27 protein-coding genes and 1 other RNA gene are annotated in these 25,717 nt (G+C 37.0%); 8 read left to right on the top strand and 20 right to left on the bottom strand.

The window, feature by feature from the left end:
• Positions 1-6 precede the first annotated feature (6 nt).
• From AC2G3J_RS13790 to AC2G3J_RS13805, 4 genes are all read right to left on the bottom strand, one after another.
• Positions 7-909, bottom strand: coding sequence for an alpha/beta hydrolase (locus tag AC2G3J_RS13790; protein ID WP_336953911.1), 903 nt, complete (start codon positions 907-909; stop codon positions 7-9).
• Positions 893-1,600, bottom strand: a complete 708-nt coding sequence (locus AC2G3J_RS13795) for a BON domain-containing protein (RefSeq protein WP_336953912.1) — start codon at positions 1,598-1,600, stop codon at positions 893-895. The genes AC2G3J_RS13790 and AC2G3J_RS13795 overlap by 17 nt, the downstream gene beginning before the upstream one ends.
• Before the next feature lie 105 nt (positions 1,601-1,705).
• Positions 1,706-2,122 carry a YraN family protein gene (locus tag AC2G3J_RS13800; RefSeq protein ID WP_483770137.1) on the bottom strand — a complete coding sequence of 139 codons (417 nt, stop codon included), beginning with the start codon at positions 2,120-2,122 and terminating at the stop codon, positions 1,706-1,708.
• Between the two features lie 13 nt (positions 2,123-2,135).
• Positions 2,136-3,086, bottom strand: a complete 951-nt coding sequence (locus AC2G3J_RS13805; RefSeq protein ID WP_336953914.1) for a penicillin-binding protein activator — start codon at positions 3,084-3,086, stop codon at positions 2,136-2,138.
• Positions 3,087-3,096: 10 nt separating this feature from the next.
• On the opposite strand from AC2G3J_RS13805, the gene rsmI reads away from it, so the two are divergent.
• Positions 3,097-3,942 carry a 16S rRNA (cytidine(1402)-2'-O)-methyltransferase gene (gene rsmI, locus AC2G3J_RS13810; RefSeq protein ID WP_336953915.1) on the top strand — a complete coding sequence of 282 codons (846 nt, stop codon included), beginning with the start codon at positions 3,097-3,099 and terminating at the stop codon, positions 3,940-3,942.
• 461 nt (positions 3,943-4,403) lie between these two features.
• On the opposite strand, the gene AC2G3J_RS13815 is transcribed toward rsmI, so the two are convergent.
• The 3 genes from AC2G3J_RS13815 to ubiH form a co-directional block, all read right to left on the bottom strand.
• Positions 4,404-4,655: a hypothetical protein gene (locus AC2G3J_RS13815; RefSeq protein ID WP_336953916.1), complete on the bottom strand. Its 252-nt coding sequence runs from the start codon at positions 4,653-4,655 to the stop codon at positions 4,404-4,406.
• Positions 4,656-4,830: 175 nt separating this feature from the next.
• Entirely contained in the window at positions 4,831-6,069 is a 1,239-nt protein-coding gene (locus AC2G3J_RS13820) for an FAD-dependent monooxygenase (RefSeq protein WP_483770138.1), read from the bottom strand.
• Positions 6,066-7,277, bottom strand: a complete 1,212-nt coding sequence (gene ubiH, locus AC2G3J_RS13825; RefSeq protein ID WP_034614245.1) for a 2-octaprenyl-6-methoxyphenyl hydroxylase — start codon at positions 7,275-7,277, stop codon at positions 6,066-6,068. Before ubiH ends, AC2G3J_RS13820 begins: the two co-directional genes overlap by 4 nt.
• Positions 7,278-8,195: 918 nt before the next feature.
• Between ubiH and AC2G3J_RS13830 the strand changes: the two genes are divergently transcribed.
• Positions 8,196-9,059, top strand: coding sequence for a hypothetical protein (locus AC2G3J_RS13830; protein WP_419361025.1), 864 nt, complete (start codon positions 8,196-8,198; stop codon positions 9,057-9,059).
• A gap of 5 nt (positions 9,060-9,064) precedes the next feature.
• Positions 9,065-9,310: a hypothetical protein gene (locus AC2G3J_RS13835; RefSeq protein ID WP_336953919.1), complete on the top strand. Its 246-nt coding sequence runs from the start codon at positions 9,065-9,067 to the stop codon at positions 9,308-9,310.
• On the opposite strand, the gene AC2G3J_RS13840 is transcribed toward AC2G3J_RS13835, so the two are convergent.
• The 4 genes from AC2G3J_RS13840 to AC2G3J_RS13855 all read right to left on the bottom strand — a co-directional run bounded on the left by AC2G3J_RS13840 (position 9,304) and on the right by AC2G3J_RS13855 (position 12,445).
• Positions 9,304-9,507: a hypothetical protein gene (locus tag AC2G3J_RS13840; protein WP_483770139.1), complete on the bottom strand. Its 204-nt coding sequence runs from the start codon at positions 9,505-9,507 to the stop codon at positions 9,304-9,306. The genes AC2G3J_RS13835 and AC2G3J_RS13840 overlap by 7 nt on opposite strands.
• Positions 9,508-9,708: 201 nt before the next feature.
• Positions 9,709-9,957: a GNAT family N-acetyltransferase gene (locus tag AC2G3J_RS13845; RefSeq protein WP_483770140.1), complete on the bottom strand. Its 249-nt coding sequence runs from the start codon at positions 9,955-9,957 to the stop codon at positions 9,709-9,711.
• A 206-nt stretch (positions 9,958-10,163) separates the two neighbouring features.
• Positions 10,164-11,486, bottom strand: a complete 1,323-nt coding sequence (pepP, locus tag AC2G3J_RS13850; protein WP_483770141.1) for a Xaa-Pro aminopeptidase — start codon at positions 11,484-11,486, stop codon at positions 10,164-10,166.
• 326 nt (positions 11,487-11,812) lie between these two features.
• Positions 11,813-12,445 carry a UPF0149 family protein gene (locus AC2G3J_RS13855; RefSeq protein WP_336953923.1) on the bottom strand — a complete coding sequence of 211 codons (633 nt, stop codon included), beginning with the start codon at positions 12,443-12,445 and terminating at the stop codon, positions 11,813-11,815.
• Positions 12,446-12,509: 64 nt separating this feature from the next.
• On the opposite strand from AC2G3J_RS13855, the gene AC2G3J_RS13860 reads away from it, so the two are divergent.
• The 3 genes from AC2G3J_RS13860 to ssrS all read left to right on the top strand — a co-directional run bounded on the left by AC2G3J_RS13860 (position 12,510) and on the right by ssrS (position 13,630).
• Positions 12,510-13,061: a hypothetical protein gene (locus AC2G3J_RS13860; RefSeq protein ID WP_336953924.1), complete on the top strand. Its 552-nt coding sequence runs from the start codon at positions 12,510-12,512 to the stop codon at positions 13,059-13,061.
• Between the two features lie 2 nt (positions 13,062-13,063).
• Complete coding sequence (locus AC2G3J_RS13865) at positions 13,064-13,348, top strand: cell division protein ZapA (RefSeq protein WP_336953925.1); 285 nt, start codon at positions 13,064-13,066, stop codon at positions 13,346-13,348.
• 100 nt (positions 13,349-13,448) lie between these two features.
• Positions 13,449-13,630: non-coding RNA, 6S RNA (gene ssrS / locus AC2G3J_RS13870), on the top strand.
• Positions 13,631-14,319: 689 nt separating this feature from the next.
• Here the strand turns inward: ssrS and AC2G3J_RS13875 are convergent.
• From AC2G3J_RS13875 to AC2G3J_RS13885, 3 genes are all read right to left on the bottom strand, one after another.
• Positions 14,320-14,784, bottom strand: coding sequence for a hypothetical protein (locus AC2G3J_RS13875; RefSeq protein WP_419820696.1), 465 nt, complete (start codon positions 14,782-14,784; stop codon positions 14,320-14,322).
• 250 nt (positions 14,785-15,034) lie between these two features.
• A complete protein-coding gene (locus AC2G3J_RS13880; protein ID WP_336953927.1) occupies positions 15,035-15,250 on the bottom strand; it encodes a hypothetical protein in 216 nt (71 codons plus the stop codon).
• A 212-nt stretch (positions 15,251-15,462) separates the two neighbouring features.
• A complete protein-coding gene (locus AC2G3J_RS13885; RefSeq protein WP_483770142.1) occupies positions 15,463-16,371 on the bottom strand; it encodes a LysR family transcriptional regulator in 909 nt (302 codons plus the stop codon).
• Positions 16,372-16,465: 94 nt separating this feature from the next.
• On the opposite strand from AC2G3J_RS13885, the gene AC2G3J_RS13890 reads away from it, so the two are divergent.
• Positions 16,466-17,443 carry an alpha/beta hydrolase gene (locus tag AC2G3J_RS13890; protein ID WP_483770143.1) on the top strand — a complete coding sequence of 326 codons (978 nt, stop codon included), beginning with the start codon at positions 16,466-16,468 and terminating at the stop codon, positions 17,441-17,443.
• Between the two features lie 173 nt (positions 17,444-17,616).
• Here the strand turns inward: AC2G3J_RS13890 and AC2G3J_RS13895 are convergent, their stop codons facing one another.
• On the bottom strand, positions 17,617-17,757 hold the full coding sequence (locus AC2G3J_RS13895) for a hypothetical protein (RefSeq protein ID WP_336953930.1): 141 nt from the start codon (positions 17,755-17,757) through the stop codon (positions 17,617-17,619).
• 378 nt (positions 17,758-18,135) lie between these two features.
• Complete coding sequence (locus AC2G3J_RS13900) at positions 18,136-18,357, bottom strand: hypothetical protein (protein WP_004722098.1); 222 nt, start codon at positions 18,355-18,357, stop codon at positions 18,136-18,138.
• Positions 18,358-18,862: 505 nt separating this feature from the next.
• Between AC2G3J_RS13900 and AC2G3J_RS13905 the strand changes: the two genes are divergently transcribed.
• Complete coding sequence (locus tag AC2G3J_RS13905) at positions 18,863-19,033, top strand: hypothetical protein (RefSeq protein ID WP_336953931.1); 171 nt, start codon at positions 18,863-18,865, stop codon at positions 19,031-19,033.
• Positions 19,034-19,417: 384 nt separating this feature from the next.
• Here AC2G3J_RS13905 and AC2G3J_RS13910 read toward each other — a convergent pair whose 3' ends face one another.
• The 4 genes from AC2G3J_RS13910 to kdpB form a co-directional block, all read right to left on the bottom strand.
• Positions 19,418-20,125 (bottom strand): response regulator, encoded by a 708-nt coding sequence (locus AC2G3J_RS13910; protein ID WP_336953932.1) that lies wholly within the window; start codon positions 20,123-20,125, stop codon positions 19,418-19,420.
• Between the two features lie 27 nt (positions 20,126-20,152).
• Complete coding sequence (locus tag AC2G3J_RS13915; protein WP_483770144.1) at positions 20,153-22,792, bottom strand: ATP-binding protein; 2,640 nt, start codon at positions 22,790-22,792, stop codon at positions 20,153-20,155.
• Between the two features lie 244 nt (positions 22,793-23,036).
• Positions 23,037-23,642 carry a potassium-transporting ATPase subunit KdpC gene (kdpC, locus tag AC2G3J_RS13920; RefSeq protein ID WP_336953934.1) on the bottom strand — a complete coding sequence of 202 codons (606 nt, stop codon included), beginning with the start codon at positions 23,640-23,642 and terminating at the stop codon, positions 23,037-23,039.
• Between the two features lie 20 nt (positions 23,643-23,662).
• Positions 23,663-25,708: a potassium-transporting ATPase subunit KdpB gene (kdpB, locus tag AC2G3J_RS13925; RefSeq protein WP_419328167.1), complete on the bottom strand. Its 2,046-nt coding sequence runs from the start codon at positions 25,706-25,708 to the stop codon at positions 23,663-23,665.
• Positions 25,709-25,717: the final 9 nt, after the last annotated feature.

The following is a 25,717-nucleotide window of genomic DNA, read 5'->3' on the forward strand; positions in this document are numbered from 1 at the left end:
CGATCGCTAGGCATTTTTCATTGCTTCATTTAAAACCTTAATAATTTCAGGTCGGGTTTTATAGAATCGACTAAATAGACTTGAAACACTGCCCATAATTGAAATATGACCAGTTTTAGGAATCGTGTAAATTTCACAATGATTACCTTGTTCAAGTAATTGCTGTTTAAAATCAAAAGAGTTTTTAGCTTTAACAATCTGATCATTTTCAGCCAAGAACAAATAATGCTTTACCTCATTTTTTTCAACAAAATAATACGGCATTACTTGTTGGTAAGGAATGCTTTGATCAAACGCATTTTCGGCTAAAGCATCACCTTTATAATCGAAATGATAAGGTCCAGCGATTCCAATCAAAGCTTTAATATTTTGTTTGATGGCTAGTTGGTAGTGCTTAGGATGATAAAGCAAAGACGCAATATTAAATGCGCCTGCTGAATGCCCCATCAAGGCAATTTTATCCATTGAAATACCAAACCGTGCTTGTTGTTGCTCCAAATAATTCAATGCAACAGCAAGATCATCAATATAGCTTGGAAATTTATGCTCAGGTGCCAAATGATAGTTCAGCACTGCCACGTTATAGCCAAAACGACTAAACGCCTCACCTACAAATTTATAAGCACTTTTATCACCATGGCTCCATGCCCCACCGTGAACAAAAAGAATCAGCGCATTTTGTTGCTTTTTATTAGAAATATATAGATCTAAACGTTGTCTCGCCTTTAAGCCATAGGCAATATTATACTGAATGGAATAGCCCTTTTTAGGGGTCAAGCCATTAATAGTTATACTACCTAAATCGTATAAACGAAAATCTTGATAGTGCGATTTAAATTGAGATTTTAGGTATTCAAACTGCTTTCCAAATCTAACTTTTAAAGCTTTTAACCTATTGTTGAATAACATTATTGTTTGGCTCTGTAGCATTAGGATCAATCGCAACAGGTGTCTGTACATCAGGCTGTTGTTGTACATTATTTACCACAGGTGCTGTGAAAGATGAAGTTTGGACTGAATTATTCGTTTGTTCGATGTTATCAATCAAGGTCACAATTTTAGTCACATTTCCAACTTTTTGTAAAACATCATTTAAATCTGCTATTTCAGCATTATTTAAACGACCTAAAACATACAGTATGCCGTCTTCTGTATGAATCAAAACTTTATTGTCTGAAACCACTGGTGCTTTCATCACTAAACCACGGGTATTCACAGTGACCGATGCATCTTGCATAATCGTGCTATAACCGATCTGATTACCCACAGTAAGATAATTATGAACAGTTTTAACATCACTCATTGCCCGTAGATTATCTTCAGCTAATTGCTTTAGATGTGCATCAGGCACTTGACCTGTGAGTAAGACATTGCTGTGAAAACTATTAATATTGACACGAGATTGCTTAAATCGAGCATCAAGCTTATACAAGTTGATTTTGGCAGTCCGCTCAATAGAGGAATCAATAAACACTTGTCCTAAAGATCGAACACCACTATCTGTTCCCACTGGTGAAGAACCAGTACCACCTGAGATAAAACTCGCGCAACCAGATAAACTTGCTACACACATCATGGTGATGACAATACGTTTTAACACTCAGCAAGACTCCTATTAATTTCAGCCTGCTAAACAACCATTTTAAACGCTGTTAACATGCTGGAAAATATATTTATTTTTGAAATAACTGTACCTAAATTTCAGTCACAGATTAATCAAGTCTGCATCCAAAGTAAATGCATTTTCAATCCAAGATTGATCATAAGAGATTTTACTGAGATCTTGCTGTACGTTTTTTGCAATTTTATGATGTAAATCAAAACCAATCACATCAAAACGGCAATAATATTGTTCATATTGTGGATGTTCTTGTAAAAACTTAAACGCCGTTTTAATCATTTTTTGTTGTTTTGATTGATTTAACGTTTCAAAAGCATGCCCCATCTGTGTCGGAGTTCTTGCTTTCACCTCAACAAAAATTAACTCTTGTTTAGATTGGGCAATAATATCTATTTCACCAAAGCGCGAGAAATAATTCAATTTTACGATATCGTAGCCATGTTGAAGCAGTAATTTCACTGCTTCTTGCTCCGCCCATTGTCCTAAATTATTTTTTGCCATGAGAAACCTGTCATCACAAAGGTACTAAATTATTTTTTGAACGTTCAAAACATTGTGGAATACGTTCAACACGATTTCCATCAATTTTAATTTTTCCAGTGCGCCCATTAAAGGTTAAGCTTTTTACATTAGGGTCCAAAACAAATTGTTCAGCAATATGCCAAGCATCTCCACCAAAGGCATATAAACGCTGATACGGTAACGAGGTCGGTTTATCTTTATAGGCTTTGACCACATCATCCCATTCGGCGATGTATAAGGCTGGAACATCACAGAATTTCATCCCTTTAGGCAAGGCCTTTTTTTCATCGACGGCAATGGCTTGGGTATAAATTTTTTTCTTCTGCAATTTTGGAAAACTGGTCAACCATTGGTTTGAACCTAACAGTAAAATACCCTCTCGCTCCGAAATCGACTTTGGCATATGCTCTACAGGATCAACTTCACCCATATAATTGGCAAATAATGCATTTAAAAAGTTAATAGATTCTGCTTCTGTGCCTTTTTCACGCACCACATAGAGTTTGCTAACTTTATCATGCTGGATATAATCAAGCAGCGCCAATGCATCGTCATTTTTAGAAAGACTATATTGCCAAACACTTTTATAGCTTGGATAAACTTCATTGAGTGCCAATACAGGTACTTTAGGCTTTAAATTAATTAAAGCCTCAACATCAGGACGAGCCAAAGGCCCAATAATCATTTTAGTCTTTTTATTGACATGCTGTTTTAACAGCGCTTTGATGGTCTTTTGATCTGAATCGACAAATTTTAATGGTATTTCATTCTTTGATGTCTGCGCGGCACTTAATATTCCTTGTTTAATACTCAAACCCGCTCGCGACATAGGGCCTGTTTCAGGTAATATAACCAGAATTTCTGCGTGAACTTGGATTGCGAATCCAACCATTCCCAACATAATCACTCTTTTAATACTGTTCAACACTAACTTATTCTTCATGGAGACCTTTATGAGTGCTCAATTATTCGTCGTAGCGACCCCAATTGGGCACTTAGATGATATGACTTTTCGTTCTATTGAAGTTTTAAAGTCTGTTTCTGTTATTGCGGCAGAAGATACACGTCAATCTGCTCAATTATTAAAGCACTATAATATCTCAACTCCGCTCACTGCGTGTCATGATCATAATGAAAGTAACAAAATTGATATACTTATCGAAAAATTAAAAAGTGGTCAGAATATTGCACTGGTCAGTGATGCTGGTACACCATTGATTAGTGACCCGGGTTTTAAATTGGTACGCGCTGCTCAGGAGAATGGTATTCGCGTCATTCCTGTACCGGGTGCATGCGCTGCTATTGCTGCGCTAAGTGCGGTGGGTCTACCGAGTGATCGTTTTAGCTTTGAAGGCTTTTTATCATCAAAACAATCGCAACGATTAATTCAATTAGAAAAATTAAAACATGAGTCACAAACCATGATTATATATGAAGCACCTCATCGTATTTTAGATAGTGTCAAAGATATGGCTGATGTTTTTGGCGCAGATCGCCCTGTAGGTTTTGCACGTGAAATTACCAAAACATTTGAAACAATTAAAAAAATGACATTGGGCGAGTTGGTGACATTTATTGAAAAAGATCGTAATCAGCAAAAAGGTGAAATTGTGTTAGTCATTGGTGGTGCACCAGATGCCAAAGATCAAGACGTTGAACAAGAGAAGTTAGATCAACTTTTAAATCGCTTATTACAAGATTTATCTGTCAAGGCGGCATCACAACTTGCTGCGGATCTAACCGGCATCAAAAAGAAAATCGCCTATCAACGTGCTTTAGAGCTGACTAATCAACAATAATTTTATTTCTTGAGTTGAGAAAGGCGTGTATAGGCATTTCTCAACTTACTTTATATATTAACCCACATTATTTCGCTATTCTGTTTGTTTTTCTACTTGCTTGCTCTCTCAACGCACTTTATTCCTCAATCTGCATTGCTGCAGGCGACTGATTGTTCTGGTCGCTTTTTTACCTCCCTTAATCTTTTAAAAAACAATAAATTTTAATCCCACACTGATCAATCTGGCACGTATAAAAATAGATATAGGAAAACAAATAATCAAAAGTACAACATTCCTGATGATTTAATCACTCATATACTTAAAGCAAGCAGCAAGGATCCATAAAAATAAAATAGTTCATTAAAATTTCAAGTAAAAAGCCACAAACACTAAAATTTTTTAAGATTAGGATTTAAACATCGAAAAAATAGACAGCATTTCAACCAAATTTAAAAAAGCACCTTTCGGTGCTTTTAAAATCAATCTTTAGCAGATTCATCAGGTGGAACTTCGGTAATTCTCCCACCACGCGCTAAAAATGCAGCGACCTCATCTTCCAACGCTTCACGCTGTCTTTTTTTCGCTGTCACAGTGAGTGTTTCAGCTTCAGCTAAATCTGTATCTGAAACTATAGAATCACTTGCCGCAGCACCTTTTTCAGCCGCTTTAGCTTCATCATCGTCTACTGCATGATCTTCTGAATTATCATCATAATCATTTGTATCTGTCATCTTTAACTCCCCATCAATGACGTCAATGTACCATCCGAAAAATGGTGATGTTTTACAGAGAAATGTATCAAGCTCTTCGCCATTCGACTAGTATCTAGATACACAAAATCGTATTTTTTTTCATCAAATTCGTAATGTTGTTTAAATGATTGGTTAAAAAATATCAGAAATCCAATTAAATGGCATATTGCGTGCTTTTTAAAGTTGCTAGCCCATTGGCTTGGGCCATAAATTGATCTTTTAAAAATGGCATATTTTCAACTTGTTTTAAGCCAAAGTTACGCGCCCAAACCAATGGAAATATTTCCGCAGTTTCTAAAAAACCAATCATTGACATACTATGCATCATGGCATCATTTTGCCCTTTGCGTTGGTGTTCGTAACGCTTTAAGGTTTGTTCATGTGCCCAGACGCCACGCTGTTTATCTTTAAGTAATACATCACACAGAATAGCAGCATCTAAACAGCCAATATTTACACCTTGTCCTGCTAAAGGATGAATCACATGCGCTGCATCACCAATCAAGGCCAACCCATCTTTTACATAACGTTGTGCTGCGCGTGCCTTGAGTGGAAATTGAGCCCGTGGGGTTGCTTCAACGATCTTGCCCAACATATGATGACTTTCACGTGTCAATAACTCACAAAAATCAGCATCATTTAAGCGCGCATATTCCTCTGCATAATCATCTGGTAAGGTCCAAACGATTGAAATCCAGTGTTCAGCTTGTTCTGGCTTTAAACTCGCCATCGGTAAAAATGCCAATGGGCCTGTCGGATGGAAAATCTGACGAGCCACATATTGGTGTGGTTGTGTGGTACGAATCGCACAGGTCAAACCTGCCTGTTGATAATCTAAAACATCAAGATCGATAAATGCTTGATCACGAACAAATGAATTTGCACCATCTGCACCAATCACTAACTTGGTCTTTAGCTCAGTCCCATCTGCAAGTTTAATGATCCAGCAGCCTACACCCTGCTCTACTCGCACAACTTTAACTTGAGTACGATAATCTTGCAGTTGCTCCAACATTTCCTGTTGGATGGCAAGGTTTAATAAACTTGGTTCAACCATTGAACCTAAGCTTTGCTCAGCTGTGGGAAAGTTTTCTGAGGCTTGCCCAAAGTTAATTTCGCCATAGCCATTTTTATTCCAGACTTGCATGCCTGTATAAGGCATTTGGCGAGCGATTTTTTCCCATACATTCACCGTTTTTAACAAGTGAATCGTGGCTTGGCTCAAGGCTAAAACCCGTGGATTAGCAACAGCTAAAGTCTTTTCTGCATCTAAAATAGGGGCTGCATCTAAAACAGTGGCTTGCATACCACCTTTTGCTAAAAGTAATGCGGTTAAGCCACCCACCAGACCACCACCAACAATCACCACATCTAACATATCTTGCTGTGTCATGCTTTTAATCCCATCGCATAATTGGCAACCAAAGGTTTAATCCCCGGAATCACATCAAAAGCCACCAAGCCGGTATTACGCAATAATTTTAAGACCGGATTTTGATTACTAAATCCACGCACTACAGAATCACAAAATTTAATCACACGCTGCTGATCAGTTAAGCGAGATTGTTCATAGGCCTTTAACATCTCAGGTTGACCAATATCATCAGATTGCGCAATTTGCGTTGTGATATAACGCATCAGCACATCTGCATCACGCATACACAAGTTAAAACCTTGCCCAGCAACAGGATGAATGGTATGTGCAGCATTGCCCATCAAAATTACCCGACCCACCGCTTGTTTTTCAGCAAGTACTTGTGCCAATGGGAAGCTAAAACGTTTGCCTGTTTTTTGGAATTTTCCTGCGCGATCACCATAGGTTTGCTGTAAAGCATCAAGGAAATGTTGGTCATTTTCATCCCCTAACCATTCATCTTCAGTGCCTTTTTTCACTGGCCAAACCACTGAACGACGACATTCCCCCGGCAATGGAAGCAATGCCAATGGACCTAAATGGCTAAAGCGTTCAAAGCCCACTTGATGATGTGGTTTCGAGGTTTGTACTGTTGTGACAATTGCCACCTGATCATAATCATGTACATCCACACCAACACCTAAAGCTTGGCGGCAGAAAGAATCACGACCATCTGCAGCAATCAACAATTTGGCTTTAAGTGAATGGGTATATTCTTCACCACGATTGGCTTCAACATATACATAGTCACCCTCTTGTTTTAGTGAAGTGACTTGTACACCGTCAATCAATTCAATTAAAGCTTGCTGGCGAACTTGAGTCAGTAGTACACGGCCTAGCCATGCATTTTCAATCACTTGTCCAAAACTTTCGACTTTTTCTTGATCTGCGACTAAGCGAGCTTTACCAAAACTGCCTTGTTCAGTGATATGTACTTCGAGAATAGGAGTCGCATGTTCTTGCAAAGCATCCCAAAGACCGAGTTTTTGATAAATTTGGACGGTACGACGTGATAGCGCGGTATTTCGTGCATCAAAACTGGAATGATAGGGTGCAAGATTGGCATCATCATAATTTGGATATTTCACAGCCTCTAAAAGCTTTACCGCAATATTGGCTTTAGCCAACATCAGAGCCAAGCTCAGCCCAACCATTCCACCGCCGACGATGATGACTTCTTGTTGCATGCTTTTATCCTTTCTATATGTGATTCAGCGTACTGAATACTTATAATCTTGATTGATTTCATATTACATCATGGAAAGTTATTTTTATATTGAAATAGGAAATTGTTGGCTGTATTTGTACTGAATCAATACGCTATTTTTAATAAAAGTATGAAAAATGAAAATTTCAGCCAAAGGATTAAGCAATAAAACCTAACAGCCATCATCATGTTTATTCTTAGTATCGCACTCCTACTTATCCCATTTTTTGCAACCATCACGCCGTGGCTTACCCTTATACCCATTGCAATATGAGAAACTCACGGTTGGGCATTAAAAATTCAACAAAATGAACAACAAATTTTAGTCAGAAAAAACAGGTGGTTGAAATTTAGCTTTTACACTTAATGAGTCAGCCTTATATGTAGGAGGTGCCTTAGGTGCCGGTATTGGTAGAATATTCTTTTATTTCCAAGTTCCATTATTTTTACTGCCCAAGCTTGCCAGCGCTGTTGTTTTTATTGGTTTTATTTATCACTTAATTATATTTTAAATGCTTAAAAACTCGATCACTCAATCGACTTACTAAAATAAGGTTTTAACTACAAAAATAAAGAATAAATTACATCCAATAAAGACCCCAAATAAAAACCCGCTATAGATTAAGCAATTCACCATGCGATAATAATCATATAATTTAATTTAATAATAAATTTAATTAACAATTAAAAATGTTTAATTAAAAACAAAACATAATAAATCTATATAAAAATTTAAAAACTTCAATTCCACTTAAATACAATTAACATAAAATATCCATTAAATATAAAATAAAAAATGTAATTATTAATATTTTGTATCAATTAAACTCCCCTGAGAATTGCATCATAAATCTAATTTTGATAAAAACTTAAATACAAAAAACTTGAGCATGCATTCATGAAAAAAATTAAAATATTAGGTGTTGTTTTATTTTTATTAAGTTCAACAGCATATACAGATAATCTAAATATTAAATCATATGACACCTTTAAAACAGTTGAGCATATATCATCAGACACAACAATACAGTCTCAATTACGAATAGTACTGGGTCAAGATTATTCAAAGTTTTATCAAAATATAGAAACTTATGCTTCTCCATACAAACTAAAAACTGCTAATGCACTTTATTATGAAGGAAGAAATAAAGAGGCTACAGCCTATTCAGCAGCGACTATTTATGAGGATGGAAGAATATTTGCTGCGACATTTGATCAGGAAAATAATATTCTAAAATATTTTACAAATGATGCTAGCTGTACAACAGATTTACACCCAACAATCAAAGCCTTTTCAAAACAATTTATCACTCCTAAAATTGTTTACGCTAATTCAAATAACAATTCAATTCTTAGATTTAATATTAATCAAAAATCCAACTGTAGCTCCTATATTACGCCATCAACTCAACTACAAAGTAAAATTAAATCAAGAGCCTTCGGTAATCAAGAAGCTGCAAGAAATGTTGCAACAGATATATGGAATGCATCTATTGCAAATTCTTGGGATTATAATGAAGAAATTGGAGTAGTTTTATCACAAGCAATCAACGCTATTAAAACTTGTTCTGCTAATTTTAATTTAGTACCAAAGCCACCTGGATATGGATCAGCTCCTGGACTTAAATATATCGGAAAATATTTCACTAACATCTTAGCTTATATTACTGGTGTTAAAACACAACCAATATATAGAACTTGTATTGTCACAGTAGCAGCGAGCTATAGAACAGCTATGCAACTTGCCTCATTAGGAATATAGCTAAATTGAGCTTATCAATTTGGATTATACTATTCTTTATTAATTCATTATTTTGGAAATGGGTTATCTCTTGGGGTGGTGCAGAATTGATTAAAGGCTGGAAAGCTGGTCTATTTTTTGATTGGCTTGTTGCAGATTTAAATACTGAACAAATTAGAGCCTATGCTTTATTGGTTTGGATAGTTTCAGGAATTTGGTTCCTTGTAGGAATTTTTATGCCTGAACTTAGATTCTATAGTTTGAGTCAATAAAAAACGATTGTCCAATCAAGTGATAAAAAATTCATTCCAGCAGGTTGGCGATCTATAGGAGTATGGCTATATTGAATAAAATCTTTTAGGCCTTGCTCACCAAAATGTAGGTGGATAACGTCTAATTGCTGGCTTGTTAATTGAATATTCTTATTTGTGATGTTACTTGGCTGAAATGCCAACAAAGAAGAGGACATTACTGTCAAAAAAGTTGCAATAAAACTGAATCTCATATGTATCACTATGATTTACCCTTATTTCTATTTAAATATTTTTATTTATTTCAATCATAAAACCTAGACAATCTCTCTTATTATCTCCCAAAGCTGGAAATATAGCCCAATGCTTTAACAAGATTATTTCAGTAAATCCTGTTTCAATCAGAACCTTTCGTGATTTCACATTTTCTGCATCATAAAAAGTCTCAATTCTTTTAAGCCTACTGTTATTTTTAAATAGACAATGACAGCAGTGATCGCCTCTCTCATAAAGCCCTGCCCTTGAAACTCACTTCCAAGCCCAAAATGAATTTCGCCATAATCTCCTTTGTGAATAAACATCACGAGCCCTATGGCTAAATTGGTTTTGCGCTCGCCAATAATCCAAGCAAAATCTTTATCATTATTCTCCCATTTTGACCACTCCAATTTTCGAACATACACTTCGTTTGCTCAATATTGGCATGGGGTAACCTTTGTAAGTATTTCGAAGACTCCCTGTCTCCGCAATACTCATTAAAAATTGAGATTTCATCACCTTCAACAAACTTTCGTAGAATCAAACGATTTGTTTCTACTGGCTTAACTAAAACGGTGTAAGTATCCATACATACTCACCTTTTAAATTGAAAAACTTATTCTGACTTTGCCATCAATGCTTCAATCTCTTCAATCGACTTCACCACATTTTTAGTCAAGACCAAAGGACCCTGTTCAGTTGCAACCACATCATCTTCAATTCGGATACCTATACCACGCCATTTTGCATCCACTGTTTCATCATCAGGTGCAATATATAAACCGGGTTCTACAGTAACAACCATACCCTGCTCATAGCTACGCCATTGACCATTTTCATTTTTATATGCGCCAACATCATGCACATCCATACCGAGCCAATGCCCTGTACCATGCATATAAAACTGACGATAGCGTTCAGATTCAATAATTTGATCGACATCACCTTGCATAATACCAAGGTTGACCAAACCTTCCACCATGATCCGTACTGCAACATTATGCGGTTCTTTATAAGAATGACCGATTTGAATTGCATCAATCGCAGCAATTTGTGCATCTAAAATAATTTGATATAGCGCTTTTTGTTCAGGACTAAACTTACCATTTACAGGAAAAGTACGGGTGATGTCTGAGGCATAGCATTCATACTCAGCAGCCGCATCAATCAACACCAAATCACCATCTTTTAAGGGTTGATTGTTCTCAACATAATGTAAAATACAGCCATTTTTCCCACCACCCACAATACTGTTATAGGCAGGTACACAACCCTTCTGACCAAAGATATAATTCAACTCAGCTTCTAAAGCATATTCCATCATCTCAGGATGAACTTTTTGCATGGCACGCATATGTGCATCTGCACTGATATTTGAGGCGATTTGCATCAATTCAATTTCTTGAACTGACTTATGCAAACGCATTTCATCTAAGATTTGATCAAGTTGAATCAACTGCGCTGGAACGCCAAAACCACGTCCAGATTCATTGGCTTTGGTGATCCAAGTACTGACCTTGGCATCAAAATCTGCACGTTGACCAATACGATAGAATAATTTTTCTTTATTTAAAATTTTGGCAATAATTTCTTCATCAAGCAAATCAATCGCATAAGCTTCATCCGCTTCATAATCATCAACCGCACCATCGATTCCAGCGCGGTAACCATTCCAGATTTCCATTTCACGATTACGTTCACGACAGAACAAGCTATAGATATATTCCTCACCTGCTTCGTCTGTTTCTATCACTGCGACTGCTTGTTGTTCCGCGAAACCAGTTAAATAGAAAAAGCTACTGTCAGCACGAAACTTATAATCTGCATCTCGGTTACGCATGACTTCTGGACTGGTTGAGATAATTGCAATGCTATTGGGACCCATTTGTTCAGCGAGGCGGTCACGACGTTCCTGAAAATCTGCTTGAGTTAATTTCATTCTCTATTCAGCTTGTATTTCAGATGATTAATTTGGAAGAAGCTTTAACTTACAATTACGCTTAGATGAATGCAAATACTGATGATTCAATATCTGCATTTTTTAAAGTAATTGTATTATTACTCTCGTTCTGCGCTAAACCTCGACAACAGAACAAGGGAAACATTCCAGGCTAAAAAAATTAACCCTTTGCTGCACGACTTGATTCAACTTCTATATTTTCAAAGTTAATAACCTGACGCCGCAAAGGGAGCTGTAAAACTAAGTACTCATCAAACAGATGATGTTCTTAAAGTTTAAGTTTCTTAGCTTGCTTTATCTTAGTTTTAGCTTGGACGATGTGGAGTAAACATCTCTACAACATTGTTGCTTTCAGAAGCATCAATCGCTTGTTTCATTTTGCTATGAAAATTTTGTAATAGAGGGCTTTCAGATACTGGAACTTTTTTTCGTCCCATTGATAATGACACAGGGATCAAGCGTACAAATTCATACAATTCAAGATAGCTTGCTTCCCCCTCGTCATCGTCATCTGATTCATCAAACTCAACAGACGCTACATCTTGTAAACTTTCAATGAGCTCTTGTTCATCTGCACGAATATGACCAGAAGCCAATCCAAAGCCAAGTACAACCCCAGCACACCAATCTGCCAATGATTGCACACGCTCTGCCAAAGTATGCTCATCATCTGGGAGCATCGGAAGATAGTCTAAATCATCATCCGAAAGTGCATGTGACACATCCTCAGCTTCTTCTGACAATAGCGCAAGCACTTCATCGTCTAATTTTGGAACATCAAGCGTAGATAAAATTTGTAACCATTCATCTCGAGTTGGAACTTCAGTAACACAAACTATACCTGTCAGTATGCCATGTAACTCACTCGGGCTTGAAATTTCCTCAATCCCCTCAAAATTTTGATTCCAATCTGACCAACCTGAAATATCGTCTTGCATTCGTTTATCCAATCTCTATACTTCTGTATATATTACCTTTGATTGCAAATCTGTGCGACCCGTTATGTTAGAACAATTACAGCGTCTACAGACGCATATTGGTGTTTTAAAAACACGAATTGAAACTGTTGAGAAAGAAAATGCATCGCTGTTAAAAGAAAAGGATAACAGCGAAGAGCAAGCTCATGCTCAAATTAGTCATAAAAATAGCATTATCACCCAAAAACAAGATGAAATTGATACGCTCACTGAGCAACTCTCTCAGTTACAAAATCAGTTTCAACAGCTCAATACAGATGCCACATCTTTGGCGGAGCGTTATGGGCGTTTGGAAAAAAGCTGTACCGATTTAAAAAATCGTTTTCAGGAAATTTTAGCTGAACGTAATGAATTACGCGTAGTCAAAGAAAAGATGGCAAATGAACAGCGCCATCACTTACAAGATATCAAAAATCTTCAAGATGAGCGTGAACGTTTAATTCAAAAAAATGAACATGCCAAAACAAAAGTAGAGGCCATTATTCAACGTCTTTCGATTTTAGGGACTGAACAAGATCATCATGCGCAAGAAATCCAACAGCTTGCTCATCCATCAGAGTCTAATGAGGAGGTATGAGTATGTCTGAACATGTGACTGTAGAATTACGCTTAATCGAACAAAGTTTTCGTTTAGGCACCACAACAGATAAGCAACCAGAACTAGAACGTGCGGGTCGACTTTTAAACGAAAAGTTTCAAGAGTTTCGCCGTAAAGCACCCAATGTTGAACATAATAAATTGGTAATCATGGTGGCTTTAGAACTGATGCAAGAAGTTTTAGGCATGAATAAATCGTTACAAGAATATGCACAATGCGAACGTTTATTAGAAACAATGCTAGAAGATGTTGAAAAAGCGGGATAAACCGCTTTTTTTTCGTGCAATCAAGTGGCTTTTTTGCATTGTATTTATAAATTTTGAGCGTTGGTGATTTGCCACAATCCCCAAATTATGTATACTTAATATAACTCTAGGGTGTTCGCCAGTACGTCTATTCCCCTGCCGATACTTAAACTTATGGATGTGTTCTGTATATTTTGAGTGTATGCCCACCTTGAGTGGGAAACCCATTAAGTGTACGTCGCGTCCACCTTGAACTCATCGGGTTCAGGGTAACGACCATGCAGCGGCATCTCTGGAGTGTTTTATTTTAAATAATAACAATAATTTATGTGGTTTTAATTTGTTTTAATAAATCGTTTCAACTTATCCCATTTAATGCTTTGTATTCTTCATCCTTAAGAATTGAAACAAAATCATCTTTGATTAGAATTCATCACTTTACTGGCACTAAAAGCATTTTATTATTAGTTAAGTTAATAATGAAATGATTTGGATGATCTAGACTCAAAGCTAGGTCAATTCCTAAACTCATTACAGCATTGAGAATATTCATTTTCTGTATAACAAAAAATGATTTCATTTAATTCACCAAAAAAACCCAATTAAATATTCACTGCGTTTATGAAAAAATCAAAAGTGGATTACCATCACTACGTCCACTAGAGCTGAAATATAGCTATACCCTACATGAGCTTGGTACTTAAACTTATGTTACTATCTCTGAATTCTTATGATGTCTAAGCTTAAGAGAAATATAGGAACAACACCAATCCTAGAATGATCAAAGATATGATTAGCCATACATTTATACAATTAAAACTTTTAATGAAATTCCACATTTTGCTATCCCTTAGAAATGGCTAAGGAATTCTACTTTTTGGAATTTAATTTAAAAATTATAAATTAGTCTGAGCTACAAAAAAATTCGACTGTAAAATAAGTATTTAAATATATGGCAATTATCCTAATATATTCATTTAAACACCGAATATCTATAGACATTCTTTATAGTTGATTGTAAAGCTTTTCAAAAACTCACCTTTAGCATTATTTAATTGATAAACAATATTGCCTTGTGTGGTTTTTTTAAAGACATCAGACTCAAATAAATCACTTTTACTACAGATGTTATTTTTGGTCAGATTTTTATACTTGTTTTCATCAAATTTCTCTGTTAAATCTTCTGTAGACTCAATCCCCTTTAAATCCGATATCAGCAACAATCCATTGCTGGTTAATCTAATTCTAGAAATGCTGGCTAAGTCATCTGTTCGATCAGGCTTAATTTGCGAAAAATTATAATTAATCACTTTGACTAAATCATTATACAGTTCGAGATTAATGATATTGAATTGATCATCAACTGCTCCAATTTGCAAAAAAGGTTGGTCTAATGAGCTCTGAGCTTTCAATTCAGCACATAGTAAAAAACTGAGTATAAATAATAAATTTCGCAACTTGTTTCTCCTCATCAACAATCCATCCATTGAAGTAAAACACTGCAAATACAAGTTTAAACTGCTGTATTACTAAATTCACGATAGCAGAAATACTCAATTTGTTATGTATACAACCAAAAATTGTTGCTGCTAACGTGTATATTCATCCTTTGTTCATTGAAAGAAAAAGTTAGATGCTGAATAGATTCAAAAATCTATTCTTTCATACACTAAAAAGCCCACCTTTCGATGAGCTTAAGTCTAAAAATTATGAGTTATTCCACTCATTAGAGTGAACACCCAACTCATCATCACCTGTCATCAGAACTGCTGTTAAAATTGGAACTGCTAAAATAACAGGGAAGAGAACAATCCATAGATCAATGGATAGCTGATTCGAAAAAACAAAATGAATCACGATCGCGATTAAAGCCAATATTCCAAACAAAATACTTGCGAATCGAGTGGCAAATTTTGAAAGCATTATTTATTCCCCTAGTAATTAAAAATTTTCACTCTAATAGTTATGTCCTATTTTTCGAAATTAAGCAAAGTACTTTGACAAAAACCCTAAAAAAAATATGGATTTCTATAAAATACTTTTTATTTTTTCCTTAGAGGTGAATAACTTCGGTTCTACAATCACATCTTTTTTGTCAAGCTTTCTTCAACAATTGGGAAAATGCATAATAAATATCAATAACCCAATGAATCACGAAGCATATTGATAAGCGCCTTGAGTGTAGTGGATACATGACGATAACCTGGATAGTAAAGGCTAAGACCACGATAAATTGGGCTAAACTTTTCCAAAACAATACTTAATTGTTGCATTTCCACAGCATTTTTCACCAAATGATCAGGCACAAATGCGATACCAATACCATCTATTGCAGCGTCAACCATTAATGTTTGATCTGTAAGTGTCAGTGGGCCTTTGACGTCTATTTTTTCAATAATGCCATTCATATCAAATTCCCATCGAAAGATTAAGCCACTATCAAAACGGAAACGAATACAATCATGTTCATAAAGATCATGCGGAACAAGTGGCGTGGAATTTTTTAATAAATAGTCAGGTGATGCGACAGCTACAAAGCGTGCGGTTTCAGTCAAACGGATTGCAACCATCTCTTTAGGAATATCATCTGCAAGCCGTATGCCTGCATCAAAATTTTCTCCAACGATATTGGTTAATTTACCATCACACACAATATCTAAATGAACCAATGGATAATGTTGTAAGAACTTTTTAAGAACGGGCTTTAAAACCAACCTAACTGCCCCTTCACTGGCATTAATTCTAAGTACACCACTCGGCTGATCTCTAAAATCATCTAAATGATTCAGCGCATTTGAAATATTTTCCATGGATGGTCGAAGTGAATCAACCAATTTGATTCCAGCATCAGTCAAAGAAACGCTACGTGTGGTTCGATTAAAAAGCCGAACACTTAAGCGGCTTTCCAAACCTTTTATGGCATGACTAATTGCTGAAGGTGTGACGTTTAACTCAACCGAAGCTGCACGAAAGTTTCGATGAGAGGCCACAGATAAAAAAATGGTTAAAGCAAAGAGTTCACCGCTTTTCAATTGATGAGCCATTTTCACTATTCTATAAAGTTTTATGAGATTGTTCTCAATAATATATTTATATAGGCTGAATGAGTACTCAAAATTGATGATAAGGAAAATTACAATGCCCAAACATGGTAACTATGCTGTAGAAAAAATAACATTTGATTCACATGGCGATGCCGTAGTTGGCGATTTATATAAACCAAATACTGATGGGAAACTCCCTATTATTATCATTCTTGGGCCATATTCTTTTCAAAAAGAACAGGCACCCACTCAGTATGCGACGCGTTTAGCAGATGAAGGTTTTATCACCCTCGCATTTGATCCAAGAACTGTTGGCGAGAGTCAAGGCATGCCACGACGTCTTGAAAATCCAAAAATGAAAAATGAAGATGTCATTGCTGCAATTGATTACATCTGTACCCGTAACGATATCGATACCGATAAAATATTTCTATTAGGAGTTTGCCAAGGTGGACCTGAAATGCTAGATATCGCTTCTTATGAAGATCGTGTCAAAGCCGTTGTTTCTGTTACTGGATACTATCGAGATAAAGAAACTGATTTATTTATGCTTGCGGCAGGTGTTACAGCAAATCCATTTGATGTTGAATCTGCACCTACGATCGAAGAGTTAGAAGCACTATTAGCGATCCGTTTAGAGAAAGCACATAATGCCAAAATACTTTATGAAACAACAGGTGAGGTGATCTACCAACCCTTAGTATCGCCAGACCTTGGTGATCGCGTCAAAGGCTCGAATGCAGGTTTACCTGGTCCAATTATATGGAGTTGGTATGGAGCATGGACGCTAAAAAACTGGGAGAATCGCTACGCGATTATGAGTGATCTTGATCATTTTTCTTATTCAACTGTAGCGGGTGTTGCAAAATTAAAGAAACCTGCGCTTATCATTCATTCAGATACCTGTATGAATCCAGCAGCGGCCCGTCGTCATTTCGAGTCAATTCCAACATCAGATAAAAAGCTTATCTGGGAAAATGGAACCAATCATTTCCAGTATTACGAACAACCTGACATTGTTGACAGAACAGTTGCACATGCAACGGATTGGTTTAATCAACATCAAAATTAAGTCCGATTCGCTTTAGCTCTGAGCTATCAAAACAAAGCCCTTTAAAGGGCTTTTATTGCCGAAGCTTGTTGTTACTTTAAAGTACACTTTTCTAGATTATGTTTTCCATTGCGTTAAACAAATGAAAAAACCACCTACTTGGTGGTTTTTTCATTAAAAAGTTAGTTTAATACTTATGCTAAGGACTCTTTGTGAGCATCCTCTTTGGTTTTCGCTAAATTTTTGCCCTTGGTTTTTTCAGCATTATTTTTATGAGACCGATAGTAATAAGCAATTGCAACGCCTGTCCCTAATAATGCTACTGTCTTAAACATGACATACCTCATACTGAATTGAATAACGTGTATTAGTGATACCATCAAATTCTACATAAAGTATTTCGATATGTGAGTTATGCAAGTTTGTGTGAAACTTTATTACATTTAATTTCAGAAATATAAGTAATTCATAGAATTTTCAGTATCATGCGTGATTGAAAAAAATCCCCCATGTAACCAAACAGTCACATGATAAGTTTTTATCATTTAGACATTCCTTTTCAGTTCAATTATTTTAAAAATGTACAATATTCATCAATAAAAACAGATTAAAAACGATGGCTTAATTTTTAGTGTTCAAGCATCCAGGATATGCTTTTCGCCCATAAAAAAAGCCCATCTAGCGATGAGCTTTTTTAAAATATCTATTACGAGTTATATCGCAATTCGATAGAGTTGATTTTGGTTAAGATAGAAAGATGAACCATCAATATTAAATTGACGATCGTCACCAGATTCTAACTCAATCTTTTTCCCTACTTCGACCCAACTCATACCAGTGCGGTTGCTTTGTTGTCTTTTTAAAGGAACGATCTTTACGCGAATTTCATCGCCATTTACTGCAGAGGCTATTGTCCAGCCATTTAAAATATTCATTTTTCACTCAATTGTTTTGAGCTTTTGCAAACAGAGAAGTATTTAACTATTAAGACCAACAGATATATTTTTGGAACTAACGATAAGAAGGCATCTAACCTTAATTTAAACTTTTGATATTTACATCAGCTTGATATTGCAGAAGTCAGAGTTGAAGCCAACCTTCAAGTCTTGCTTATATATTAAGCACATCTACTTTAGTATTTTCCATACTACGCTAAAGCAATATAATATGCAACTTAAATAACATTTAATTATTTTAAATTAAAAATAGCCTTTTATATAATGGCTTTGTAATGTTTATGTACGTGGCTGTATTTACAAATTATTTATATCGCCATTTAAAACAATACACTACAAACATTTGATATTTTTATAAATATATTTTGTCGATATAAACTCAGTCTACCGAACATATCTCCACATATGGCTCTCACAACTACCTTAGTGTAAGTAAATTTAAAGACTACTATACAGACTCACTTCACAATTTAAGAAGACTAGAATGTCATTTAAAAGTTTTTCACAAAATTCAACTCAAGCAAATTCAGATACTAAAAACGTTGAGCAAACTCCACCTAAAGATGCACCTCAAGCAACACCAGGGGCGACACCTCCTAATCCAAATCAGGACAATAAAGAAGTGAAAAAACCTGATACAACTCAACCTAAATAATATCTAAAGCTTAATCTAAAAAACTTACCGATGTTCGGTAAGTTTTTTTGTGTTTTTTATAAAACTATAATTCATATAAAAAATCAAGATTATCACAAGATGTAAAAAAGCCCACAAAAATGCGGGCTTTTAGATCGGCATGCTGCGAACTCATGCTCAGCGTTAACTGCTTAGGTTTTAAATCTATTTAGAGGGAATACGCAATTCCTGTAACAACCTAAACACTTCCGTTTCGCTTACGGATTCGATCAAAGCTAAGGTAACACAAATCAGTAGCTTAAACTGGATAAAATATATTTCATTACGCTTTATTTATTAAACTATAATTGCACCAAATTTAGACTGTGTGTTTCACAACTATAAAGATACAGTTAGACGTAAAATTTATCCCACAAAGCGTAGCCCTACGCCTGGTTCAGTTACAATATATTTGGGTTGTACAGCATTATCATTCAGTTTTCCACGTAATTTGGCCACCAAAATTCGTAGATAGTGGGTATCTTCCTGATGGGTTGGACCCCATAAATCACTCAAAATCTGAGGTTGAGTAATCAACTGACCTTTGTGCTGAGCCAATAAAGTGAGAAGTTGATATTCTTTTCGGGTTAGAGAAATAAGTTGCTGGTTTAAAAACACTTGTCTTTGGGCAAAATCAATCTTTAAAAACCCATCATCAAAAAATGCTGACTCCACAGCAACGTTTTGAAATTGTCTGAGCAACACCCGAATCCGAGCCATAAGCTCCTGAACACTAAAAGGCTTGGTCACATAATCATTGGCTCCAGCATCTAGCAATTTGACTTTTTCCTCTTCATTGGAACGTACTGACAAAACAATCACAGGGACATGCGACCAAGCCCTTAACTCAGATAAGACCTCTAAACCATCTAAATCCGGCAGTCCTAAATCTAGAATAATTAAATCAGCTCCCTGTAAAGCCAAAAGCTCTAAACCCTTTTGTCCATTTTCAGCCAACAGTGTCTTATAACCCTGCGCTCTAAGTGCAATATCAAGAAACTTACGAATTTGAGTTTCATCATCAATAATCAACACATTGGTCATGGAGCTTGTCGATACATTTTGTTCTGGCATGCTTTTTCCTAAAATTACTAAATGCACTTATCCAATCTGCTGGATAGGCAATTGCATACGGATGCAAGTCCCTTGATTATTTTTGGCTGAGGATGCGCTAATTTTACCCATATGCGCACCAATAATTGCTTTGACGATCGTTAAACCTAATCCTGTGCCATACTGCCCACGGTCCCCTCGTTCCATAGTATAGAACATATCAAAAATACGCTCACGTTCATCTTCTGGAATTCCTAAGCCTTGATCACTAATCGAAATTTCAAGTTCATTTTCATTCAGTTGTAGAACTTTAATACTGACCGCTTTATGTTCTGGTGAAAACTTGGCTGCATTTTCCAATACATTAAAAATCGCTTGTTCAATTAAAGCTGCATGAACAAATAGGCTGAGTGTTTGGTCGGGTAAATCAACGTCAACAAGACTATTTGGCATATAACGTTTTAAACGGCGCACCGCTGAACCAATCAATTCATCGACACCAATCCAGTCTCGTTTAAGCGTTAAACCTTCATGCCCTAAGCGTGTCATATCTAACAAATTTTGAATATAGCGATCGAGTCGCTCACCTTCTAAATGGATGGCTTCTAACAAACTATCTTGATCTTGTTGATCCATCGAGTGACGATAATTGCTCAAAGTATCAGCCGCACCAATCATAGAGGCTAAAGGTGAGCGTAAATCATGAGAAACGGATGATAACAGTGCCGAACGTAATCTCTCGGTTTCTGAACTCACATTAGCAATTTCCAATGCTTTGGTGAGTTGGGTTCGAGAAATCGCTTGAGCAATATATTCAACCATGGCTTCAGTCAGTTGCTTCTGTTCAGTATTTAATACAGATGCGTTTTTGAGAAACTTTACGCCCACCACCCCGAAACATTGCTTTGAGGCCAATAAGGGTAAAAACCACCAATCATTTTCAGTCAATGTTTGGGTAAATCGTCCTGAAGGTTGATGGTTTTTGAACGTCCAATCTGCTGAAATTTTTTCTTTACTGTTGATAACTTCAAGCGAAGACGTTGATGATTCTGGGAAATAAAACCAGACCTCGGCCGATAAATTTTTACTTAAACTACTTTCTGCTATTTTCTGGACTTGCTCTAAATCAATCGCTGTGGACAACTTTTGACCTAAATCTTGCATAATACTATTATAGCTATTGGCAGCTTTTAAAGCCATGACTTGCTCTTTAAGTCGTGAAGCTAAACGACTGGAAATCAATGCTGCTCCTAAAAAAGCAACCACGGTAATCACGCCCTGATGTGCCGAAATCTGTAAGGTAAATTTAGGTGAAATAAAGAAAAAGTTATAAGCCAAAAAGAACAACAGCGCTGAAAATACCGCAGCCAGCATTCGTGTCCTAGATGCCACAAATACCACGGCAGTGATAAAAATTACGGAAAGCTCTTCAATCCCTAAATACTTTTCGCCTAGACTTGCAATCACAATACTGATAACAGTGGTGGCTAAAACAAAAAGTATTTCTCTAAGGTTTAGAAACGAATGCGTATCGTGGAAAAAGGGCTGCCGACTTTGTTCAGCGAGAATCGGGACAATACTTAATTCAAAATTTGGCTGGTATTTAAGTAATTGATCAACAAAATTTAAACCCAAAGGAAAGACTTGCCGATGAGATTGCGCCAATACCAAAGTTGAAATGCCTCGATCAATCACATAGTCAAAAAGCGTTTTTGCATGTTGCTGACCATAGAGTATTTCAGTCATTCCACCCAATTGACGGGTTAAGTTTAGAGCTCGTTCAATTTCTCGACTCGATAAATTATCTTGTTTTTCCGTTATTTTTGAATCTTTAGAAAAAATTACCACAGTCCAATTTGCCTGACGATTTTCTGCAATTCGACAACCAGCACGAACCAAAGCCTCCGCCTGTCCATTGCCTTCAAGCATAATTAAAATATGATTTTTCAGAGGAATGGGAACAAGCCCTTGTATGGCAAAATTTTCTCGAACATCGGTATCGACATGACTAGCAACGGTTTGCATTGCCAATTCACGTAATGCTGTAAGATTTGAACTGTTGAAAAAGCGTTGCAATGCCTGTTCAGCTTGCTCAGGGACATAGACTTTACCCTGATTTAAACGCTCAAGTAATTCATTGACAGGTAAATCAATTAATCGAATATCACGAATCCGCTCAAACACTCGATCAGGTACGGTTTCAGTCACCCGAATACCCGTAATTTGATAGACCACGTCATTTAAACTTTCTAGGTGCTGAATATTCATGGTGGTAAATACATCAATACCCGCATCCAATAGCTCATTGATATCTTGCCAACGTTTTTCATGACGACTATTTGGCATATTGCTATGCGCAAATTCATCCACTAAAACAATACTGGGTTTGCTTGCAAGTACAGCATCAAGATCCATTTCTTCAAGATAATGCCCTTGATATTCAATCGCCTTTCTTGGAATGATCACCAAACCTGAGATGAGGTTTTCAGTTTCAATGCGACCATGGGTTTCAACATAGCCAATTACAATGTTGACACCTTGCAAGGCAAGTTCATGTGCACGCACTAACATTGCAAAAGTCTTCCCCACGCCAGGTGCAGCACCTAAAAATATGGTGAGGCGCCCAGATTGATATCGCTGAGTGTGTTGCAGCAGAACATCTGCTTTATTATTTCTATAATCGGTCATCACCGTCTGCTTGTTTAATATTTATGAATCGAGGTCCAGTTGTGTCGCTGTACTGCCACTCAATAGCACAAATTCCCATTGGGAAATATCGTTGGATTGCACTTGATCCATCTATGAGCAAAAGCAAAAAGAGAGGCTGTTTGAATTCACACTAAAAATAGAATCCTAATAACCCCCTCTTTAAAATTAGGGAAATACTGTGCCCTCATCCTAGGTTCATTTCAGTTTGATGCTCTTAATCAATTCATTTTTTTACAATTTGATCCAAAGCCAAATTTAATTCAAGTACATTGACTCTGGCTTGCCCTAAAATTCCAAATGTCGGTTGTAAGCTACTTTCTTGTACTAACCTTATCACATCCTGTTCCTGCAAATGTCTTGCTTTAGCGACACGTTTCACCTGAATCATTGCAGATTGAAGACTGATTTGAGGATCAATTCCACTCCCTGAAGCTGTGACCAAATCAGCAGGAATAGCACTTTTTTCAATGTGCTCCTGCATCGCGATTTTATCTAAACGTGCATCTACAGCCTTATGCAAATCAGGATTGGTTCGTGCCATATTACTTCCCGCCATTGCCATAGGATCATAATTGGCAGCAGATGGTCTTGGTTGAAAATATTGCGCTTGCACAAAAGGTTGTGCAACCAGTTGAGAGCCTAGTACTCGATCATTTTCAACAATCAAACTCCCGTTGGCTTGTTGATCAAAAAGAATTTGCCCCAGTCCTGTTGCGGCGGCACTGTAGACAAACCCACATAGGCCCAAAGCAACGATGGTTAGTCCGAATGATGCTCGGGTTAAGCCAACAAACGCTGATTCAACCAATAGATTATTTTCAGTCTTCATTTCTATCATCCTCAAAATTTCTAAAGCGCCAATAAAGGGCTGATCATTAGATCAATCACTTTGATAGCGATAAATGGCAACAACACACCACCCACACCGTAGATCAACATATTTCGACGTAATAATTGCGTCGATGTTGAAGGCTTAAACTTCACCCCACGCAATGCAATTGGAATCAGTAATGGAATAATGATGGCATTGAAAATAAGTGCAGAAAGAATTGCACTTTCTGAACTTCCCAAGCGCATAATATTTAAGGCGCCCATTTGGGGAATGGCTGCTACAAATAAAGCAGGTAAAATTGCAAAGTATTTTGAAATGTCATTTGCCAATGAAAAGGTGGTCAATGCGCCACGCGTAATCAACTGCTGTTTACCTATCTCAACCACCGATAACAATTTAGTTGGGTCCGAATCCAGATCCACCATATTGCCAGCTTCTTTTGCTGCTTGGGTCCCAGAGTTCATAGCCAAACCAATATCAGCTTGCGCCAAAGCAGGTGCATCATTGGTTCCGTCTCCAACCATAGCGACCAGATGACCTTTATTCTGTTCATCACGAATACAATTTAACTTGTCTTCGGGTTTTGCTTCAGCAATGTAATCATCGACACCGGCTTCAGCCGCAATAGCAGCAGCGGTTAAAGGGTTATCACCTGTGACCATGACTGTTTTGATACCCATTTCACGTAAGCGGGCAAATTTTTCCTTGATGCCTTGTTTAATCACATCTGAAAGTTCAATTACTCCAAGAATATTCTGATCTTTTGCCACAACTAACGGCGTAGCACCTTTTGAAGCCACCTGCTCTACACGGGTTCTCAACTCACTATGATTCTCAAGATTCTGTGAAACAAATTTAAGAATTGCATCTAATGCCCCTTTGCGAATTTGAGGTCCATTCAGTAAATTTACCCCAGAGATTCGAGTTGCTGCATTGAATGCAATAAACTCGACTTGTTCAGGCTCAACAATATGTTCGCCTTGCTCTTTTGCCAAAACTACAATGGATTTGCCTTCTGGGGTTGGGTCTGCAAGTGAGGTCAATATTGCGGCTTGACGAAGTTCCGACTCAGTCACGCCTGTCAGTGGGAAAAATGCTGTTGCCTGACGATCACCGTAAGTGATGGTACCTGTTTTATCGAGCAGTAATACATCCACATCACCAGCCACCTCAACGGCTTTACCCGATTTGGCAATCACATTGGCTTTTAAAGCCCGATTCATCCCCGCTATCCCGATTGCAGGCAACAACCCTCCAATCGTAGTTGGAATTAAACACACCAACAGCGCCACCAAAAGAATAGGATTGATTTCAATTTTTAAGAAATGTCCAATAAAAGGTAAACTCACCACCACTGCAATAAAAGTGACAGTCATAACAGTCAGTAAAATGCCCAGTGCGATTTCATTGGGTGTTTTCTGACGATTAGACCCCTCAACCAAAGCAATCATACGATCAAGAAAGCTGTTACCCGCTTCTGCGGTGACTTGTACCACAATACGATCGGTTAAAACTTTAGTTCCCCCAATCACACCCGACTTATCTGTACCTGCTTCACGTAATACAGGTGCTGACTCCCCTGTCACCGCTGCTTCATTAATTGTCGCAAAACCATGAATAATTTCACCATCCGCTGGAATAAGTTCTCCTGCACGGACTTCAATCAAGTCATTCATTTTTAATAAGCTTGCAGCAATTTGTACCCCATCTACATCCTCTTTAGAGCTGAGTCGACGTGCGGTCAAATTTTGACGGGCTTGTCTTAAAGAAGAAGCTTGACCACGACCTTTGGCTTCTGCAATGGCTTCAGCATAGTTAGCAAACAATACGGTGATAAATAAAATCAAAGTCACAGATAAGCCAAATATTATATTGGCTTTGCCCGCTAAAGTACTGACTAGTGTGATGATGGTGCCCAGCCAAACAATCGCCATCACCGGATTTTTAATGGCATGTTGTGGTAACAATTTAATCAAGGCATTTTTCCAGGCTTCGCCTTGGAATAAAGTTGATGATATATTTTTAGTAGAGTGTTTTTGAATAGATTGTTTTGAATGATTCATTGTCTTCAC

It is taken from the genome of Acinetobacter legionensis, assembly GCF_057165765.1.

Excerpts from the sequence above, each read along its gene's own strand:
- AC2G3J_RS13790 (WP_336953911.1), bottom strand. The coding sequence starts at position 909 with ATGTTATTCAACAATAGGTTAAAAGCTTTAAAAGTTAGATTTGGAAAG.
- AC2G3J_RS13800 (WP_483770137.1), bottom strand. The coding sequence starts at position 2,122 with ATGGCAAAAAATAATTTAGGACAATGGGCGGAGCAAGAAGCAGTGAAA.
- AC2G3J_RS13805 (WP_336953914.1), bottom strand. The coding sequence starts at position 3,086 with ATGAAGAATAAGTTAGTGTTGAACAGTATTAAAAGAGTGATTATGTTG.
- rsmI (WP_336953915.1), top strand. The coding sequence starts at position 3,097 with ATGAGTGCTCAATTATTCGTCGTAGCGACCCCAATTGGGCACTTAGAT.
- AC2G3J_RS13815 (WP_336953916.1), bottom strand. The coding sequence starts at position 4,655 with ATGACAGATACAAATGATTATGATGATAATTCAGAAGATCATGCAGTA.
- AC2G3J_RS13820 (WP_483770138.1), bottom strand. The coding sequence starts at position 6,069 with ATGACACAGCAAGATATGTTAGATGTGGTGATTGTTGGTGGTGGTCTG.
- ubiH (WP_034614245.1), bottom strand. The coding sequence starts at position 7,277 with ATGCAACAAGAAGTCATCATCGTCGGCGGTGGAATGGTTGGGCTGAGC.
- AC2G3J_RS13830 (WP_419361025.1), top strand. The coding sequence starts at position 8,196 with ATGAAAAAAATTAAAATATTAGGTGTTGTTTTATTTTTATTAAGTTCA.
- AC2G3J_RS13840 (WP_483770139.1), bottom strand. The coding sequence starts at position 9,507 with ATGTCCTCTTCTTTGTTGGCATTTCAGCCAAGTAACATCACAAATAAG.
- pepP (WP_483770141.1), bottom strand. The coding sequence starts at position 11,486 with ATGAAATTAACTCAAGCAGATTTTCAGGAACGTCGTGACCGCCTCGCT.
- AC2G3J_RS13855 (WP_336953923.1), bottom strand. The coding sequence starts at position 12,445 with ATGCAAGACGATATTTCAGGTTGGTCAGATTGGAATCAAAATTTTGAG.
- AC2G3J_RS13860 (WP_336953924.1), top strand. The coding sequence starts at position 12,510 with ATGTTAGAACAATTACAGCGTCTACAGACGCATATTGGTGTTTTAAAA.
- AC2G3J_RS13865 (WP_336953925.1), top strand. The coding sequence starts at position 13,064 with ATGTCTGAACATGTGACTGTAGAATTACGCTTAATCGAACAAAGTTTT.
- AC2G3J_RS13880 (WP_336953927.1), bottom strand. The coding sequence starts at position 15,250 with ATGCTTTCAAAATTTGCCACTCGATTCGCAAGTATTTTGTTTGGAATA.
- AC2G3J_RS13885 (WP_483770142.1), bottom strand. The coding sequence starts at position 16,371 with ATGGCTCATCAATTGAAAAGCGGTGAACTCTTTGCTTTAACCATTTTT.
- AC2G3J_RS13890 (WP_483770143.1), top strand. The coding sequence starts at position 16,466 with ATGCCCAAACATGGTAACTATGCTGTAGAAAAAATAACATTTGATTCA.
- AC2G3J_RS13895 (WP_336953930.1), bottom strand. The coding sequence starts at position 17,757 with ATGTTTAAGACAGTAGCATTATTAGGGACAGGCGTTGCAATTGCTTAT.
- AC2G3J_RS13900 (WP_004722098.1), bottom strand. The coding sequence starts at position 18,357 with ATGAATATTTTAAATGGCTGGACAATAGCCTCTGCAGTAAATGGCGAT.
- AC2G3J_RS13905 (WP_336953931.1), top strand. The coding sequence starts at position 18,863 with ATGTCATTTAAAAGTTTTTCACAAAATTCAACTCAAGCAAATTCAGAT.
- AC2G3J_RS13910 (WP_336953932.1), bottom strand. The coding sequence starts at position 20,125 with ATGCCAGAACAAAATGTATCGACAAGCTCCATGACCAATGTGTTGATT.
- AC2G3J_RS13915 (WP_483770144.1), bottom strand. The coding sequence starts at position 22,792 with ATGACCGATTATAGAAATAATAAAGCAGATGTTCTGCTGCAACACACT.
- kdpC (WP_336953934.1), bottom strand. The coding sequence starts at position 23,642 with ATGAAGACTGAAAATAATCTATTGGTTGAATCAGCGTTTGTTGGCTTA.
- kdpB (WP_419328167.1), bottom strand. The coding sequence starts at position 25,708 with ATGAATCATTCAAAACAATCTATTCAAAAACACTCTACTAAAAATATA.